This is a genomic window from Chloracidobacterium sp., from assembly GCA_016716305.1.
Lineage (GTDB): Bacteria > Acidobacteriota > Blastocatellia > Pyrinomonadales > Pyrinomonadaceae > OLB17.
This window is the reverse complement of the sequence record JADJWP010000002.1, coordinates 742,501-758,673: the sequence shown is the minus strand read 5'-3', so window position 1 is coordinate 758,673 and position 16,173 is coordinate 742,501. Positions and strand designations below refer to the sequence as shown.

Here is a 16,173-nt window from a genome sequence, read left to right as displayed (position 1 = left end):
AGGCCGGTCATTTGAGTATTTGCGTCGATGCAATGATCGAAGTATACGGCCATGTTCTTGTCGAAATATGTCTTTTTGGAAGAGCGATCGCGGTAACACTCAAGAGGATGTTGCGGCTACCGTAGCCACATCTGCTTTTTCGAACATTACCGACTCGATAATCGACACTCATTCCGCAGTAAAAGTCCTCGCCATCACCGTTACCGCAGAAATAGGCTTGTTTGCGATGTTCATTGTGTCAAAGGACAAGGCCGTCGATTTTCTTGCGGAATCTGATACCGACGTTTGGTTGTATGCCTCGATCGGCGTTTTCGTGATCGGATTTCTGACGGCATTCGCCGCATATCGCCTCATTGCCAATAAATGGTGGCATCGCAATTCCGGCACGTGGATATGGCTCGTATCCATTGCCGCCGGAGCTGCGAACATTCTTTTGTTCTTCGCCATTCTCACCCTCGAAGTACGCTGATCCAGGGCACGAGGCTGCGGGATGTCAAAGATCGGCGACGACACACGATCGCCGCTTGGTGACTCGAAAACTCATGGAACTCGATATCTCGGCAACACAAGACCAGAACCTGATATTGAAATCAGATCACTGATCGAGCCCAAAGACAAGCCGCTCGAATTCGCAATCTGAGGATAGAGATGTCTAGCCGTTTCACGAGCGATTCTGGTTCCGACAACCCATGAGAAGCGTTGCTGAGTTGCGAGCCGCAGGCTGTGGTTATATCCTACGAAGGAAAGAAAGTTGGCTGTGTTGACGACGGCGCTATTTCAGTATTTTTCGCATTTGGGTTTTTCGTGTCAGCGTTAACAAAGCGATATCCGACACATGATCGTAGGAATCGTATAAACCGACTCTCGGTGAACAATTAATATGAGTAATTTAACATTCGGAATAATAAAGCCTGACGCCGTTCGGGCAGGGAAACAGGGACAGATCATTTCGCGTATTTTGGGCGCGGGATTCAAGATCCGCGGGATGAAGCTTATCCATCAAACGCGAACGCAGGCTGAGGGCTTCTATGCTGTGCACGCAGGCAAGGGGTTTTTTGACGAGCTTTGCGAATTTATGTCGAGCGGGCCGTGCATTGTGTTGACGCTTGAGAAGGAGAATGCCGTCCCCGCATGGCGCGAACTGATGGGTGCGACCAATCCGGCTGATGCGGCCGAGGGGACAATTCGTAGGGACTTTGCCTCGTCGATCGGTGAGAATGCCGTTCATGGCTCTGATTCGGATGAGAATGCGACGATCGAGATCGCTTATTTCTTCAGTAAACTTGAATTAGTCTAACGCTAGCTGTATAAAGGGACAGACACACGGCAGACCGTAATTGAAAGCTGATCATCGGTATCAACGTGATCGCAGTTATTCGTGGCCCCGAGTCAAGTGTCTGTTCCTTTTCATATCAATCAGGAGTTCCGGCGGCAGCGGCTTGCTTAGGTAAGCGCAGTTGAACATACATCTATGAAGAAATGCCCGACCTGCGAAAAGACTTTTGACGATAATATGCGGTTCTGCCAGGCCGACGGTACGCCGTTGGTCTCGGTCGAGGAAGAAGTCGATCCGTATAAAACAATGGTTGCGAGGCCCGGAGATTTCGCTGCGGCGATCCCGCCTGTTGCCTCGCCGCCGCCAACCCAAGGCGAAGAACCGGTCTTGGAATTACCATCTCAGGCCGAATCGGATCCGAATAAGACACAGTTCGTTTCGGAAGCGGAACTCAGGGCCGAAATGGCCGCCGTCGATGCGCCGGTCATCGAAATGCCGCCCCAGGTTCCGGTGGCGCCTGAGCCTCCGGTATTCAATGCTCCGTCGCCGGCACCGCCTTCATTCGGCGAAGCTCCGCCGCCGCGCTCGCCTTTCGATGCCGAGCCGCCAAGAGCTGCCGAACCCGAGGTTCCTGCCTCTCCGTTCGCATCTGATCTTACCGGCGACCCGTTCGCTCACACGACGCCTCCGATCCCGTCTCCATTCGGCGGAATGAAGCCAGGATCGATGGATCCGGACGAAGTGTTGACCCCGAAGGCAGCTGAGCCGCCACCGTTTGCCGAGCCTCCTTCACCACAGCAGGCTTACAACCCGTTCGAAAACTCTGCCGCACAACCTCAGGCTATGGCACAGGCCGATTGGACGCCGCCCGCTGCCCCGCAGTCAAACTGGCAGGAACAGGAAATAGGGCCCAATACTCCATTTCAACCGCCTCCTGCGGGTGCCGAAGCACCAAGCAAGACCCTTGCGGTCGTTGCTCTCGTTTTGGGAATTTTGGGGCTTACGCTCTGCTGCGGAACTATTTTGCCAAGCCTTGTCGCAATTGTTCTTGGATTTATGGCCCGGGGAAAAGCCGCGAAAGATCCGCAAAATTATGGCGGAGCCGGTCTTGCACTGGGCGGAATAATTACTGGAATATTAGGATTTTTGATCAGTGTTGCGTATTTCATTTTCTTGTTCTTTTTTGGCGGCCTTCAGTTGATAATGCAGGCGCAGGGAATGTAACGTGATCAATTGGTATTTGGGGAAACGATGTCGATCATTTCAGATGTAATCCAATCAACCACTGCAGTCCTCAAAGGCATGCGGCGGACACTTTCAGAGATCCCTAGGCAGAAGTGGACCGTCCATTACCCGGACGAGCCGGTGACGGTTCAGCCACGTTACCGAGGTCAGCACCTTCTTCATGTCGATGAGGCGGGGAAAGAAAAATGTGTCGCGTGTTATTTATGTGCTGCCGCATGTCCCTCGGATTGTATTTATATCGAAGCGGCTGACGACCCGAGGCCGTATGCCGAACGTATTGGTCGAGATGAACGATATGCCAAAGTCTACAATATCGATTATGGCCGTTGCATCTTTTGCGGGTTTTGTGTCGAGGCGTGCCCGAAAGATGCCATTACGCATGGCTATAATTTCGAGATCTCGGTATATAACCGTGCCGACCTGCTGAAGACGAAAGACGACCTGCTTATCACGAAACAGAAACAGTCCAAAAACTATCGCGTCGCGCTTTCTGACGAAGACGTCGATTCTGAATTCAAGGTCATCTGAGTGTAAGAACCTGCGTTCTGCGAGCTGGGGGTGCACCGGCGCCGAACCTCCGATGATTCTTCGCGGAAAATGCGGGCTCTCAGTACCATCCGTCGTGGATACCGATCAGCTTCCTCCAACCCAAAAAGGCCGTCATCATGAGCTTCGGGCACAGGGACTCCGACAGTTCGCCGGCTTGCGCGACGATACTCAGCCACTTGATCCGTTTTCGCTTGCGAGATACGCCAAACTCCTTGTCGTAACTTTTGATCAAGTCGCCGAACTAAGCGAAGAAGCCCGAAAACACCTATTGGGTGAGGCCCGCGATAAATGGTCCGGCGGTGCCGCGTCACATAAACTGCCTGACGGCAGCAGGCTGATCATTCTCAATCCGACACATGGTAAGAATCGGCATAATGCTACACTTATGGAAGAGATCAGCCATGTCTTTCTTGGTCATAAGCCGAGCCGGCTGGCGGTCGAAAATCGTGATGCACAGGGTAATTCGATCGCCCGCGATTACAATGCCGAGATCGAAGAGGAAGCTTACGCGACAGGGGCCGCGGCGTTGGTTCCGTTTCTTGGGCTCAAAGAGTTGATCGAGCGCGGGTTGACCTCGGCCGAGATAGCCAGCCATTACCGCGTGAGCCGCGCGTTGGTCGAATATCGGATGAAGGTCTCGCGGCTTTGGGAGAGTTACAAAGAACACGTTTTCCGCTCGATTTAGGCGATGGATCAGCCAAACCCAACAAAACCTACGGCGTCTCACGACACAAGCTTGACCGTGGTCGATAAGCTGAGGATGCTGCTCGATATCACGAAGAAGATCAGCAGATCGCTCGACCTTGACGAGGTTCTGAACCTCGTGATGGAAACACTCGATTCGCTTCTGCCCTATGACGCGGCGGGAATCTATTTGATAGAGCAATCAGTTGAAGATCCGAGCCATTATGTTCTCAAGTCGAAGGTCATACGAGGTTACGATATCCCATTCGCACTGATCGAGCCGCGGCTGCGCCTTGGTGAGGGGTTCATCGGACACGTCTCGCAAACAGGGAGCCCTATAATTTCGCCCGACGTTAGTGAGGACAAGCGATATTTTAAGGCTCGTGTGCAGACCAGATCGGAAATGGTGGCACCGATAATTTCGAACGATAAGGTAATTGGTGCGTTCGATCTAGAAAGTGACCGACTGAATGCCTACAACGAAGACGATCTTTCGATCCTGCAGCTTCTGGCATCGCAGGTCGCGATCATCATTGAAAAGAGCAAATTGCAGGAACAGGCGATCGAAAAGAAGCGTATCGAGGCACAGCTCGAGATCGCGCGTCAGGTCCAACTTGAACTTCTGCCTGATGCGGACCCTGAATTCTCGAATTTCGATATCAGCGCATATATCTTTCCGACCGAAGAGGTTTCCGGAGATTATTATGATTGGGTCAGGATCTTTGACGATCAGATCGGGATAATTGTTGCAGATGCAGTTGGGAAAGGGATCCCTGCGGCGCTTTTGATGTCGTTTCTTCGTGCGTCGCTTAGGGCCGGAGTTCAGATCGGGTACGCACCGCACATCGCATTATCGAAGGTGAACAACTTGTTATGGGACTCTACAGAAGACCATCAGTTCATCACCGCGATTTACGGTATCCTCGACGGCACAAACAGGACGTTCGTATTCTCGAATGCCGGTCATAATCCGCCAATGCTGATAAAGCCGAATGGTGAATTCAGGTACGTCGAATACGGCGATACACCGCTGGGGATGTTCAGCGACGCTCAATATCATCAGCATTTCATTCGTTTCGAACAAGGCCAGGTAATGGTCATCTATACTGACGGTATCACCGAGGCGGCTAATGAAGATGGCGAGGAATACGGGACCGAGCGCTTTGCGAAGAGCGTGCTCGAATGTATCGAAATGCCTGCAAAACGGATGATCGATTATATAAGAAAGGGTGTGGCCGACTTCACCGAGCGAAAATTTCTCGACGATGACGGGACGCTTTTTATCGTAAAGGCTCTTTGATCAAAAAAAAAGAACCCGGAAGGGTTCAAGTGTTTGAAGCATCTTCCGGGCTCTTTCAGTTGATACTTGGTATCTGCGATCTCGACTAGTGTGCCTTTAACGAAAGGTGATGATTGTCTCCGCCAGGGACCACAGGGGTCCGATAATCGCCATATTTGATCTTTTCATTCTGAATAGAAAACGCGTAAATATCGAACCCGTAGGCGTCAAGAAAATCAGTAAGCTCTTCCGAACGAACGAGATAGAGAGTTTCGGGGAAACCCAGGTCGGCCCTTATCTCAAGCAGCCTCTCGATAACTTCGAGCGGTGCGAAACATTGTGCCGGATCCCTAAAGGTTGCCATATCAATTCCAAATGTGCTCCGGATCAAGTTTCCGGACGCCTGTATGATTACGACACGGTACGTTTGGTTGTTCGGAAAAAAAATATTCTGCAAACTTTTTCACCGCGCTTCACATCGTATTGACAACAAAAAGTTGCGTATTTTGCGTAGAAAGCCTACGATTGTTGAGACTCTTCCCAAAGGAGAAAATATTATGAAGTCGACCGTGTCACGTAGTTTTGCATTGTTTGCAGCATTGATATCGATGGCTGTTTGCTCATTTGCACAAAGTGAAACGATCTCGGCGGCTCTAGGCGACAAATACGTCATTTCGGCCAAAGCCGGTGGGGTCAATTACGTCGAGGGGGCCGTCGGTGTCGTACGGAAGTCGGGTCAAAGCGGTCGCCTCATAAAAGGCGACTCACTCGAGATCGGCGACCGTGTTTCGACTGGAAACGACGGGAAGGCCGAAATTCTCCTGAATCCTGGATCTTACATCCGTCTTGGCGGATCATCAGCTTTCGAGTTCAAAACGACCTCGCTTGACGATCTTCAACTGCTCGTAGAAAGCGGTTCCGCGATGCTTGAAGTTCACGCGAGTAACGATTTCACCGTCAGGGTCCAGACACCTGATAGCATATTCGTAATAGTTCAATCGGGAATTTATCGGGTTGACGTTGCCGGCAAAAACGGAAGATTGTCGGTTCTGAAGGGGAAGGCTCTCGTCGATGGTTCAGCCGACGCTGAGATCAAGAAGGGGCGTCAAGGCGTATTGGTTAATGGCCAGGCGTCGATCGCGAAGTTCAAGAGCTCCGGAGACGACGGACTTGAAGCATGGAGCAAGTCGCGTGCGAAAGAAATGGCGAAGATCAGCTCTTCGCTCGACCCGCGTATTTTGAGACCAACCTTGATGCGATCTTTCCTCGGTAACCGATGGAATATGTTCGATTCTTTCGGGTTATGGGTTTACGATCCGTTTCGGCGCTATCACTGCTTCCTTCCGTTTGGACGCGGATGGGGATCGCCATATGGATATTGGTACGGCTGGGACATCTGGCATTACAATCTCCCGCCGGTGATCTATTTGCCGCCGACGCAGCCGCCATCAACGCCGAACAAGGTCAGCAGCAGAGTTCCGCGGTCGATGGCATCAGAAGCTCCGCCGTTCATGAAAATGGAGGGTGAGTCGCGCGGACGCCGTGTTTTCGATAACCCGGTCGATACGGGGGCAGGCAAAGAGTCGTCCCGTACGTTCGAGCCGCCGCCGGTGATCGTCAGTGCGCCTGTGCAGCGCAGCACTGGACAGAAGCCATGACCAGTCCTAAGGCGATTTTTTCAGAGGGCCTCTTCGGAAGAGGCCTTCTCTAGTTTCAACGGTAATAGAAAGAAATCGTTTCAATAGTCGAACGCTCGGCCAAATAGGGTTCGACCAACAAAAGAGCGGATTGTGATGCGTTGATCAATGTATGAAGAACAACGCTGGGCAAGAGACTTCCGGTAAACGCACGCAGCCAGGTCAAGGCAAGGCTCAACATCGCAAGCAATGCGATCTTTGCAGGATTTTCGGCATACTGCGGGACATGCACTATTGTAAATAAAAATGTGACAAGCGCGACGGCAGCCGTAACGCCGATCCGCTTCTGAAATGCCGAATAAAGCACCCCGCGGTAAACAACTTCCTCGACCAACGGAGCCGTGACGACCGCCATCACAACTACAAGGTAAAGAGCAGTTCGCGAACTTCTTATTATTCGCTCCATATCGTCCGGCTTCACGGGTACCACGTTAACGACCGCGAGTGAAATTGCAACGAATGCTCCCATCATTGCGAGGTAATGCCACCATTTAAGTCCGGCGGAATCCCAACCCAATGATTCGAAAAATGGCTTTCGGTTAAAACCGGTCACAACTACCCATACGAGTGCAAGCGTGAAAAGGTGTGCCGGAATTACGGCGGCGATCTGAACTATGATCGCCATAGGATCTGTAACCGAAAATTTCGCCAGTTGCTCGCTATCGGAGAGGCTCACGCCGACAGACGCTAAGTACGAAAGCAAAAACAAGCCGGGAACGAAGATGATCGCCGCAACGCTGGCGGCCCAAACCCCGAAGGCGATCCATACGCTCCATGATGGGTCGTTAGGGTCAATGCGTTCAATAGGTTCCGAGGACGATTCGAAAACTTCGGCGACCATTGGTTCATTAGAGGGCAATTCCACTGTCGAAGTTTACTGAATGAAACGCCAACTTCCAAGTTTCCGCGTTCGAGTCTTGAATTTCGGACGATTTGGATATAGTCTAAAAGCCCGTGGAGCATCACGGGGATAACCCCAAACAAAATGTAATAGCGATCATTCCCGCAAGGTTTGCATCTTTGCGCCTGCCCGGAAAGATGCTTTTGCCGATCGCTGGTAAACCCTTGATCTTACATACGATAGAGCGGGCACGGTCGGCCGGGACCGTGGGCCGTGTGATCGTTGCTACCGACGACGAACGGATATTCGAAGTCGTAACGGCATCGGGTACCGAAGCAGTAATGACTGCAGGATCGCATAGTTCTGGCAGCGACCGGATAGCTGAGGTTGCAGAAAATTTGCCTGAACGTGCCATCGTCGTGAACGTTCAGGGCGACGAACCTGTGATACCACCGGAAACGATCGATGCTGCTGTCAATGGTCTGCTCGCGGACGATTCGGCGGATCTGTCGACTACATGCGAACCGATCTCGAGCGTTACCGAACTGTTGAACGGAAACAACGTGAAAGTAGCGGTGGGCGACAATGGCTACGCCGTATATTTTTCTCGTTCCCCGATACCGTGGCCTCGCGAGGCCACGTTGAGGTATGGCGGTGATTTGAACAAGGCGATCGAGGCAGATCCTGAACTGCTTTCAAATTTTCGAAAACACACCGGACTTTACGTGTATCGGCGGGAGTTTTTGTTAAAGTTCGCAAAAATGCGCCCGACCGGGCTCGAACGGTTCGAGATGCTCGAACAATTGCGGGCTTTGGAAAATGGTGCGAGGATTCGGGTGGTTGATGCGGTCGGTACCTCGGTCGGCGTTGACACAGCAGAGGACCTTGAACTTGTGCGATCGTTGATCGATCTCCGGGCATCCGAAGCCCGTGGTCACCTGTAATTGAGCGAACGCGGAAGCTCAATACTTGCGATCCGCATTAGCAATATGAATGACTGGATCGGATTGGCAGTGATTTTACTGGTCGTCGCAGGGGCCATCATTGGGCTCAGGGTCATCTCCATTCCCGTGACACGAACGAACGAGGAATTTGAGCGAAACGCGGCCGAGAGTGCCTCGATGCTCGGGGCCAGTATGAACGCACTGCAGGAACTGCTCAATCCCGAAGCAGCAAAGGCAAAAGAAGTGGAAATGCAGATGAAGGACGGCCGCTACCGAAAGAAGAAAGGGGACGGGAAATCTGAAGGTGAGGCGTGACGGAGTGTTGTTGGAATCAATAATGATCAAGTTGCCGGATCTAAGGAGTAATTAATGACAAAGTACATATTCGTGACGGGCGGTGTGGTTTCGAGTCTGGGCAAAGGGCTGGCGGCTAGTTCGCTTGGATGTCTGCTTGAGGCTCGCGGCATGAGCGTTCAGATGATGAAGCTCGATCCATACATCAATGTCGATCCGGGCACGATGTCACCGTTTCAGCACGGAGAGGTTTATGTGACTGACGACGGCGCTGAGACTGACCTCGACCTCGGTCATTATGAACGATTTACGCACGCGAAACTCTCGCAGGCGAATAACTGGACGAGCGGACGCATCTATCTTTCGGTCATTGAAAAAGAGCGTCGGGGCGATTATCTCGGAAAGACGATCCAGGTCATACCGCATATAACCGATGAAATAAAAGCGGCAGTAAGAACGGTCGCTGAGATCCATGAGCCGGATGTGTTGATCGTCGAGATCGGCGGAACGGTCGGCGATATCGAATCGCTGCCGTTTCTCGAGGCGATCCGTCAAATGGGCAACGAAGAGGGCCGCGGCAATGCGATCTTCGTCCACGTCACGCTTGTGCCTTATATTGCGGCTGCCGGAGAATTAAAGACCAAGCCTACTCAGCACAGCGTTCGAGAACTTCGTGAGATCGGTATCGCTCCGGATATACTGTTGTGCCGTTCGGATCGACCGATCTCGGTAGATATGCGCCGAAAGATCGCACTCTTCTGTAACGTGCAGGAGAACGCCGTGATCTCTGCCCTCGACGTTCCGACCATTTATGAAGTTCCGCTCGCATTTCACGAACAGGGTTTGGACGAACTCATAGTAAAGGACCTCCAATTGACCGAACGATTTCCGTCCGCAGATCTCAAGAGCTGGCGAGACCTCGTATCGACGATCAAAGACCCGTCGGGCGGTTCGGTCAAGATCGCGATCGTAGGCAAATACGTTGAACTCGAGGACTCGTACAAATCGCTTCGCGAGGCGCTGACGCATGCGGGCGTTGCGAATGACCTGCGCGTAAACGTAACCTGGATCGAATCAGAGAACCTGATGAAGGACAACTACGAAAGTGACCTTCAGGACTATGATGCGATCCTTGTGCCGGGCGGGTTTGGTAAACGCGGCATCTCGGGTATGCTGCGTGCGATCAAATATGCTCGAAGGTCCGGGACACCGTATTTCGGTATTTGCCTTGGAATGCAGACGGCATGCATCGAGTTCGCGCGTGATGTGTGTGGGCTTAGGGATGCTGATTCAACAGAATTCAACGAAGAAACACCATTCCCGATCATTTTCAAACTTCGAGACCTCGTCGGGGTAGACGAACTAGGCGGTACGATGCGGCTCGGGGCATGGGAATGTGATCTGAAACTGGATTCGCTTGCCCGCGAGGTCTATCACGGTGCCGAACGCATCAGCGAGCGCCATCGACACCGTTACGAGTTCAATCCGGAATACCGGGAAGTTCTCGAACGTGAAGGGCTGGTGATAAGCGGCATTTCGCCCGATGGCAAGTTTGTTGAAATGATCGAATTGCCGCGCGAAATCCATCCGTATTTTATTGCCTGTCAGTTTCACCCGGAGTATCGATCGAAACCTCTGGACGCACATCCGCTGTTCACGTCTTTCGTTAAAGCGGCGTGGGAAAATCGCCTTAGGAGCGAAAATCTCGAGCATGATGTAACGAGTGAAAAACAGGTTGAGATACCGGAACGCGCAGAGGTTGCGAGTGAAGAATAGGTATGCCGCCGCATTATTGATGGCGTTCACCGTCATAATACCTTCGTCGGCGAGGGCACACGAATATTGGCTCGAGCCCGATCGATTCTTTCTGCGGGTAAACGAGAATTCACCGGTCAGCCTTTTTCTTGGTCAAGGGCTAAGGGTCGAAGAATCGCGGCCGTTCCAGCCAGCCAAAACGACGTCGTTCCAGCTGCTTTCGGCGTCCGGTAACTTTGATCTTTCGGGTTCGGTCAAGGAGGGCGACGCGCCTCTTTTTTCATTTTCGGCTGACAGGCAGGGTAATTACCTGCTTTCGATGGAACGAAATCTCACCTATATCACGCTCTCGGCCGAGAAGTTTGAAGAATATCTTCGAGAGGACGGGATGGAATACGTCATCGCGGAACGTGAGCGCCTCGGCGAGACGGGTAAACCCGGCAAGGAGCGTTACACACGATACATTAAGTCGCTTATTCAAGTCGGCGACAGACGTGACCGCACGTACGCGCGAAAGGTAGGACATAAACTCGAGATAGTGCCGGTCGAAAACCCGTACTCCAAACGGATAGGCGACACATTGCCTTTGGTGATTCTTTTCAATGGCAGGCCACTAGCTGGTCGAACGGTATTTGTCGACAACCGCGACGGTGTTCAACATATGTCTCAGAGCCTTTCGTCTGACGAAAACGGGCGGATAGATATAAAGTTGGACAAGAAAGGCGTTTGGTTAGTTCGGCTCGTATTTATGCAGCGATGCGAAAAATACTGTGAAGGTGCCGATTGGGAGAGCTTCTGGAGCGCTTTTAGTTTCGGATCGCGGTGATGGATCGGCAGGCATATCAAAGCGAGAAATGTCCGTTGACCGTTCATTGATGATATTCTTGTTTCTCAACCTGAACCTGTGATGTTAAGTGTTTGTATCAATGAGTGATGTAGCCAAATTCGATATCGGGAAAGTCTCTTTCGGCTCAGGTGCCCTGTCCTTCATTCTGGGGCCGTGCGTTATCGAGTCGTATGAGCACGCATCGATGATGGCCCGTTCGATCAAAGAGATCTGTGAACGTGTCGGCGTCGGGTTCGTTTACAAGTCGTCGTTCGACAAGGCAAACCGAAGCTCGATAGACAGCTTTCGCGGGGAAGGAATGGAATTCGGCCTGGGGATACTGAAGCAGATCAAAGAGGAACTCGGCATTCCTGTGATAACAGATGTTCACGAGAACTGGCAGGTCGAAAAGGCGGCCGATGTCGCTGACATCCTTCAGATACCAGCGTTTCTTTGTCGTCAAACAGATCTTTTGGTCGAAGCTGCCAGGTCCGGACGTGCAGTTAACGTGAAGAAAGGGCAGTTCCTTGCTCCATGGGACGCAAAGAATATTGTTGACAAACTCCGGGCTGCGGGCTGCGACAAGATCCTTTTGACGGAACGCGGAGCGAGCTTTGGCTATAACAATCTGGTGGTCGATCTCCGTTCGTTTCCGATCATGCGTTCATTCGGCGTTCCTGTTGTGTTCGACGTGACTCACTCACTGCAATTGCCGGGCGGCCTTGGCAAAGCAACTGGCGGGCAAGCCGAATACATCGAAGACTTTGCACGTGCGGGGGTTGCATGTGGGATCGACGCGGTCTTTATGGAGGTTCACAACGATCCGTCAAAAGCACCGAGCGACGGCCCGAATCAATTGCCGTTAGGGCGATTGGAGGCACTGCTTTCGAAGTTGGTTGAAATCAATGAGATCGTCGGGAAATCTTAATTCACTTGTTTTCGCTGCAATCGTCACATTGTTCCTGACCCTATCGGTTCCGTCCCAGTCAAAAAAGTGTCGGGCTGAATCGGCAGATAGATCGGTACGGTGTGCGAACCTCCTGGTTGAGTATCCACGTGTCTCGACAAGCAGATTAACGGGAAAGGTCGATTGGCCGGGCGATGTACCTCTGATCGTTGAGGTTTACCGAATAGATAGGTCCGAAAGAAAACTATCGTCATACGATCTGACCAAAAGCCGCGTCCCGACACATGTCTTCGAAACCGATCCGAGCGGGAGCTTTTGCCATCCCGGCCTGCCTGAGGGATATTACGTGGTCAGGTTCGGAACCGATGATGGTGGTTGGAATTGTACTTGGATCAAGGTTCGTATCGCGAATGGTTTGCCTAAACGGACGATCAGGGCGACCCTTGAAATTGGGATCTAAATCGAATGAAATTTCTAAACATTGTATTGTTGCTCATATGCTGTCCGATCCTCGTCCCGGCTCAGTCCGACAATCGCATATCCGCGACGTGGTATGTGGAAAAATATGATATCAATGCGACACTGCCGACCGCAGAGATCGATCGAAATCTTTCGGTCAGAGCGACACTTCAGTTGCGAAATGTGACATCGCGTCCAGCTTCGAGCTTGACTCTTCGGATAAGTCCGAACGCCTCCGTCAGCACGATACGCATCAACGACGCCGTCACCGAGTTTGCGAAAAGCGAAGAGAAGATCGGAACAGCAAGTCTGCAGCGCGTCGCGACCCGACTTCCATCGGTCGCCGCCGGTGCTACGATCACCGCAGTCGTCGAATACAAGTTGAGCGTTCCTGACAACACCGGATTTAGTTCATTGACCCCCATCTCATCACAGTTTCTTCCACTGTCGTTTTGGTACCCGACACCGAACAGCTGGTACTTTGCTCGCGGAGCAGATCATGCTCCGACGCGGGTGCAGGTTGCAGCACCGGTCGGACTAACGATAGTCGCCGCCGGAACCGAAACAGCCGGCTCCTTCGATAATAAATTGAACGGACAGCCGTTTTTCTTTGCAGGACAATGGGATCGTATCGAGAGCTCGGGTGTAACCGTTTTCGTTCCAAAAGGACCTGGTGCCGAAGCTCAAAGCCGGGCAGCCGATTTGGCATCGATCGCGGTTGAAGCAAGGTCGTTCACAGCCGAACTACTTGGTTCGCCGCCGTCTGCTCCAATTCGGATCATCGGGGTACGCCGGGGTGCGGGTTACGCAGGCGGTGGAACGATATCGGTCGACGAAGGTGTGTTTCGCCGAGGTAAGGTCGACTCTTTGACCGCTATGACGATCGCTGAATCGGTCGTCAAGACGTGGATCGGCGATTCGGTCGCGATTTCGGATGACGGCAGCGGCGTTCTTCGAGAAGGGCTTTCAAGATATCTGGCAACACAGTTCATTGAAAGCAAGTATGGCCGGGATATTGCGGACATCGAGCGTATGCGGCAACGAAACGCCTATGCCGCGGTCTCGCGGCGCGACGCTCCGCTGAACACTGTTGCTCCGCTGGACGATTACTATTTTGCGGCAGTCGCAAATAAAGGTGCCATGTTTTGGCGTCTTCTCGAACGCCGAACGGGTCGAACCGAATTTTACACATCGATCAGATCGAAAATGAACGGTGGGCGAATGACGCTTGCGGATATTCGGACCGCGTTTCTATCACAGAAGGAATTTGTCGATGGAATGCTCGACCAGATCACTGAAACAAACCTGCAGGCAGGCTTGCCACTGATGGTGGGTGGTGAGGCTAAGGTCGCGCTTCGGAATACGGGCGCGTTCGACGTAACTGTAAATGTCGTTGCGACCATGGCAAACGGTGAAAAAATGTCTGCGCCTGCTTCGATCAAGGCGAGGAGTTTCGGCGAGATCGTCTTTCGGACGAGCAGCAAAATAACGCGAGTCGAGATCGACCCTGAAAAGCTATATCCACAGGTCGATTACTCTGACGACGTTGCTCCTCGCGAAACGACTGACAGCGACCTTCTGCTTGCAGTCAAAAGAGATTTCGATCGACAGGCATTTCCCTCGGCCGAAAAGACGGCTGTGAATGTCCTTCGAGACTTTCCGCGTTTTGACGACGTCCGGTTACTGCTCGCGCGTTCATTACTTGCTCAGAATAAGATCACTGAAGCAGAGGCTCAGTTCAAGGCCGTTTTGGACGAAAAGCTTCCCACCTCAAGAAACATCGCATGGGCAAACGTCGGGCTTGCTGATATCGCATCGAGAACAGGACGTAGCGCGGATTCGATAAGATTTGCCGAAGCTGCCGTCCGGGCCGATGCAGAATACGGTGCAAGTCTTGCCGCACGAGCGATCAGAAACAAGACCTCAGCCTCAGCCGCCGTTGACGAAGCGATCAAGGCGTATTTTATGCAATTCGATAGGGCAGCGATCTCGAACCGAAAGGCCGACTTCGATCAGCTGATCGTTCCGGGAGACATCAATCGATTTATCAGCGGTATCTCAGGACAAGCAACAGAATGGAAAACCCAGCCGTTGCAGGTCGATATTCTCGACGCTAATTCGGTTTTGGTCGAAGCGAATATCTCGGCCCGACTTCTAACCCGCGAACCGGAATCGGGTACGGCGGTTTATCGCCTCACTCGAATTGGCGGAAATTGGAGGCTCAGCGGCGTAGAGATCTTTGAAGTCAGATAGGCCGAAATGTTGCTATGAATATCCCCAATGATGTTTTCGAGATCGCTAGAGGCGTTGCACTGCTTTTGATGGACTGCGACGGCGTTCTTACCGACGGCCGATTGTTTTTCACTGATAAGGGCGAGTTGATGAAAGCGTTCCACGTTCGAGACGGACAGGGCATTCAGTTGTGGCACGCGGCTGGATTCAGTTCCGGGATCATTTCGGGACGAGACTCGGGTGGCATTATTCGAGCTCGAGCCGAAGAGCTCGGGATACGCTACCTGCATGCAGGTTCACGCGACAAAGTGCTCGATTTTGAGATGATAATCTCCGATGCCGGGCTCGAGCCCTCGCAAGTGGCTTACATCGGTGATGATGTCGGCGATCTCGGGCTAATGTCAATAGTCGGGCTGCCGGTCGCGGTCGGAGATGCATTACCGTCCGTAAAGGCCGAGGCAAGATACGTTACGTCGGCTGACGGTGGCAACGGAGCTGTGCGAGAGCTTTGCGAACTGTTGCTTGCGGCGAAATCAGCGAAGTCGATCCATATTGCCTGATCGAAGACAGTGTGCAATAATCCTGGTCGTCAGCGGGCGTAACTCAATGGTAGAGTGTCAGCTTCCCAAGCTGAAAGTTGCGAGTTCGAGCCTCGTCGCCCGCTCCATTTCTCTCGAGTAAGTACCTACGAAACTAAAAATCCGAATCTGGCTAATTCCTCGACTTTGGCGATGACCATTGTTGGCAATTGTCGGTAGAAGCCCTCTCTTTGCTCTTCGGGAACTTCGATGCTGGACTTGACCGCATCCACTAGCATCGCATGATTTCGAGTGCCGTCGAGAAGCTCCAGTAATACGGTCATGAATACATCGCTGGTATCAACGTTCAAACCCCATAAAGTCGTTACGCTGCCGCAGCCTTTCTTGGCCTGCCAACGGGCAAAAACGCTTGCTGCCGGCATGTCTGAGACTTCGCTAGTGAGGTTTGGCCGGAATAGATGAATTTCTATAAATCCAGCAAAGAGCATCTGCAGAAGGAATGTGGCCGCCTGCTTCCTATCAGCGTCGGCAACTTCTGATTCGCCCAACGCACTTCCCGCGATCATCACAAGATCTTTGAATCCGACGGCCTGTGACCATACAGAGCCGAGGTAGGCGACCATGACCTTTGTTAAAGGATGGCTGA

Annotated in this window: 18 protein-coding genes and 1 tRNA gene (1 of these 19 only partly in view); 16 read left to right on the top strand and 3 right to left on the bottom strand. The window is 52.3% G+C overall.

Going from position 1 to position 16,173, the window contains the following annotated elements; translation table 11 throughout:
* Window positions 1–67 precede the first annotated feature (67 nt).
* The 6 genes from IPM28_05310 (at window position 68) to IPM28_05285 (ending at window position 5,054) form a co-directional block, all read left to right on the top strand.
* Window positions 68–469, top strand: a complete 402-nt coding sequence (locus tag IPM28_05310) for a hypothetical protein (GenBank protein MBK9172406.1) — start codon at window positions 68–70, stop codon at window positions 467–469.
* Window positions 470–880: 411 nt separating this feature from the next.
* Window positions 881–1,297 (top strand): nucleoside-diphosphate kinase, encoded by a 417-nt coding sequence (ndk, locus tag IPM28_05305; protein ID MBK9172405.1) that lies wholly within the window; start codon window positions 881–883, stop codon window positions 1,295–1,297.
* Between the two features lie 174 nt (window positions 1,298–1,471).
* Window positions 1,472–2,500 (top strand): DUF4190 domain-containing protein, encoded by a 1,029-nt coding sequence (locus tag IPM28_05300; GenBank protein ID MBK9172404.1) that lies wholly within the window; start codon window positions 1,472–1,474, stop codon window positions 2,498–2,500.
* A gap of 27 nt (window positions 2,501–2,527) precedes the next feature.
* Window positions 2,528–3,049, top strand: coding sequence for an NADH-quinone oxidoreductase subunit I (locus tag IPM28_05295; protein MBK9172403.1), 522 nt, complete (start codon window positions 2,528–2,530; stop codon window positions 3,047–3,049).
* A 52-nt stretch (window positions 3,050–3,101) separates the two neighbouring features.
* On the top strand, window positions 3,102–3,755 hold the full coding sequence (locus tag IPM28_05290; protein ID MBK9172402.1) for an ImmA/IrrE family metallo-endopeptidase: 654 nt from the start codon (window positions 3,102–3,104) through the stop codon (window positions 3,753–3,755).
* Window positions 3,756–3,758: 3 nt separating this feature from the next.
* On the top strand, window positions 3,759–5,054 hold the full coding sequence (locus IPM28_05285; GenBank protein MBK9172401.1) for a SpoIIE family protein phosphatase: 1,296 nt from the start codon (window positions 3,759–3,761) through the stop codon (window positions 5,052–5,054).
* An 85-nt stretch (window positions 5,055–5,139) separates the two neighbouring features.
* On the opposite strand, the gene IPM28_05280 is transcribed toward IPM28_05285, so the two are convergent.
* Entirely contained in the window at window positions 5,140–5,397 is a 258-nt protein-coding gene (locus IPM28_05280) for a hypothetical protein (protein ID MBK9172400.1), read from the bottom strand.
* A gap of 193 nt (window positions 5,398–5,590) precedes the next feature.
* Here IPM28_05280 and IPM28_05275 point away from each other — a divergent pair, with 193 nt between their 5' ends.
* Complete coding sequence (locus IPM28_05275; protein ID MBK9172399.1) at window positions 5,591–6,691, top strand: FecR domain-containing protein; 1,101 nt, start codon at window positions 5,591–5,593, stop codon at window positions 6,689–6,691.
* Window positions 6,692–6,746: 55 nt separating this feature from the next.
* Here the strand turns inward: IPM28_05275 and IPM28_05270 are convergent, their stop codons facing one another.
* Window positions 6,747–7,571, bottom strand: coding sequence for a CPBP family intramembrane metalloprotease (locus IPM28_05270; GenBank protein ID MBK9172398.1), 825 nt, complete (start codon window positions 7,569–7,571; stop codon window positions 6,747–6,749).
* Between the two features lie 113 nt (window positions 7,572–7,684).
* Here IPM28_05270 and kdsB point away from each other — a divergent pair, with 113 nt between their 5' ends.
* The 9 genes from kdsB (at window position 7,685) to IPM28_05225 (ending at window position 15,655) form a co-directional block, all read left to right on the top strand.
* A complete protein-coding gene (gene kdsB / locus IPM28_05265) occupies window positions 7,685–8,515 on the top strand; it encodes a 3-deoxy-manno-octulosonate cytidylyltransferase (protein ID MBK9172397.1) in 831 nt (276 codons plus the stop codon).
* Between the two features lie 45 nt (window positions 8,516–8,560).
* Window positions 8,561–8,830, top strand: coding sequence for a hypothetical protein (locus tag IPM28_05260; protein ID MBK9172396.1), 270 nt, complete (start codon window positions 8,561–8,563; stop codon window positions 8,828–8,830).
* 54 nt (window positions 8,831–8,884) lie between these two features.
* The gene (locus IPM28_05255; GenBank protein MBK9172395.1) at window positions 8,885–10,585 is read left to right on the top strand and encodes a CTP synthase; all 1,701 of its coding nucleotides are present in this window, start codon (window positions 8,885–8,887) and stop codon (window positions 10,583–10,585) included.
* Window positions 10,575–11,390 (top strand): DUF4198 domain-containing protein, encoded by an 816-nt coding sequence (locus tag IPM28_05250; protein MBK9172394.1) that lies wholly within the window; start codon window positions 10,575–10,577, stop codon window positions 11,388–11,390. Before IPM28_05255 ends, IPM28_05250 begins: the two co-directional genes overlap by 11 nt.
* Window positions 11,391–11,490: 100 nt before the next feature.
* Window positions 11,491–12,318, top strand: a complete 828-nt coding sequence (gene kdsA, locus IPM28_05245; GenBank protein ID MBK9172393.1) for a 3-deoxy-8-phosphooctulonate synthase — start codon at window positions 11,491–11,493, stop codon at window positions 12,316–12,318.
* Window positions 12,296–12,757 carry a hypothetical protein gene (locus IPM28_05240; protein ID MBK9172392.1) on the top strand — a complete coding sequence of 154 codons (462 nt, stop codon included), beginning with the start codon at window positions 12,296–12,298 and terminating at the stop codon, window positions 12,755–12,757. Before kdsA ends, IPM28_05240 begins: the two co-directional genes overlap by 23 nt.
* A 5-nt stretch (window positions 12,758–12,762) precedes the next feature.
* A complete protein-coding gene (locus IPM28_05235) occupies window positions 12,763–15,009 on the top strand; it encodes a tetratricopeptide repeat protein (protein ID MBK9172391.1) in 2,247 nt (748 codons plus the stop codon).
* Window positions 15,010–15,023: 14 nt separating this feature from the next.
* The gene (locus IPM28_05230) at window positions 15,024–15,548 is read left to right on the top strand and encodes an HAD hydrolase family protein (GenBank protein ID MBK9172390.1); all 525 of its coding nucleotides are present in this window, start codon (window positions 15,024–15,026) and stop codon (window positions 15,546–15,548) included.
* Between the two features lie 32 nt (window positions 15,549–15,580).
* Window positions 15,581–15,655: transfer RNA gene (locus IPM28_05225), tRNA-Gly, on the top strand.
* 18 nt (window positions 15,656–15,673) lie between these two features.
* Here the strand turns inward: IPM28_05225 and IPM28_05220 are convergent.
* On the bottom strand, window positions 15,674–16,173 hold the final stretch of the coding sequence (locus tag IPM28_05220; GenBank protein ID MBK9172389.1) for a methyltransferase regulatory domain-containing protein. It continues 1,045 nt past the right edge of the window; the window shows 500 of its 1,545 coding nt (coding positions 1,046–1,545); its start codon lies off the right edge, out of view — the gene reads right to left on this strand; the stop codon is at window positions 15,674–15,676.

Excerpts from the sequence above, each read along its gene's own strand:
- IPM28_05260 (MBK9172396.1), top strand. The coding sequence starts at position 8,561 with ATGAATGACTGGATCGGATTGGCAGTGATTTTACTGGTCGTCGCAGGG.
- IPM28_05235 (MBK9172391.1), top strand. The coding sequence starts at position 12,763 with ATGAAATTTCTAAACATTGTATTGTTGCTCATATGCTGTCCGATCCTC.
- IPM28_05280 (MBK9172400.1), bottom strand. The coding sequence starts at position 5,397 with ATGGCAACCTTTAGGGATCCGGCACAATGTTTCGCACCGCTCGAAGTT.
- IPM28_05300 (MBK9172404.1), top strand. The coding sequence starts at position 1,472 with ATGAAGAAATGCCCGACCTGCGAAAAGACTTTTGACGATAATATGCGG.
- IPM28_05285 (MBK9172401.1), top strand. The coding sequence starts at position 3,759 with ATGGATCAGCCAAACCCAACAAAACCTACGGCGTCTCACGACACAAGC.
- IPM28_05290 (MBK9172402.1), top strand. The coding sequence starts at position 3,102 with ATGATTCTTCGCGGAAAATGCGGGCTCTCAGTACCATCCGTCGTGGAT.
- IPM28_05230 (MBK9172390.1), top strand. The coding sequence starts at position 15,024 with ATGAATATCCCCAATGATGTTTTCGAGATCGCTAGAGGCGTTGCACTG.
- IPM28_05240 (MBK9172392.1), top strand. The coding sequence starts at position 12,296 with ATGAGATCGTCGGGAAATCTTAATTCACTTGTTTTCGCTGCAATCGTC.
- IPM28_05255 (MBK9172395.1), top strand. The coding sequence starts at position 8,885 with ATGACAAAGTACATATTCGTGACGGGCGGTGTGGTTTCGAGTCTGGGC.
- kdsA (MBK9172393.1), top strand. The coding sequence starts at position 11,491 with ATGAGTGATGTAGCCAAATTCGATATCGGGAAAGTCTCTTTCGGCTCA.
- IPM28_05270 (MBK9172398.1), bottom strand. The coding sequence starts at position 7,571 with ATGGTCGCCGAAGTTTTCGAATCGTCCTCGGAACCTATTGAACGCATT.
- IPM28_05275 (MBK9172399.1), top strand. The coding sequence starts at position 5,591 with ATGAAGTCGACCGTGTCACGTAGTTTTGCATTGTTTGCAGCATTGATA.
- ndk (MBK9172405.1), top strand. The coding sequence starts at position 881 with ATGAGTAATTTAACATTCGGAATAATAAAGCCTGACGCCGTTCGGGCA.
- IPM28_05295 (MBK9172403.1), top strand. The coding sequence starts at position 2,528 with ATGTCGATCATTTCAGATGTAATCCAATCAACCACTGCAGTCCTCAAA.
- IPM28_05310 (MBK9172406.1), top strand. The coding sequence starts at position 68 with ATGTCTTTTTGGAAGAGCGATCGCGGTAACACTCAAGAGGATGTTGCG.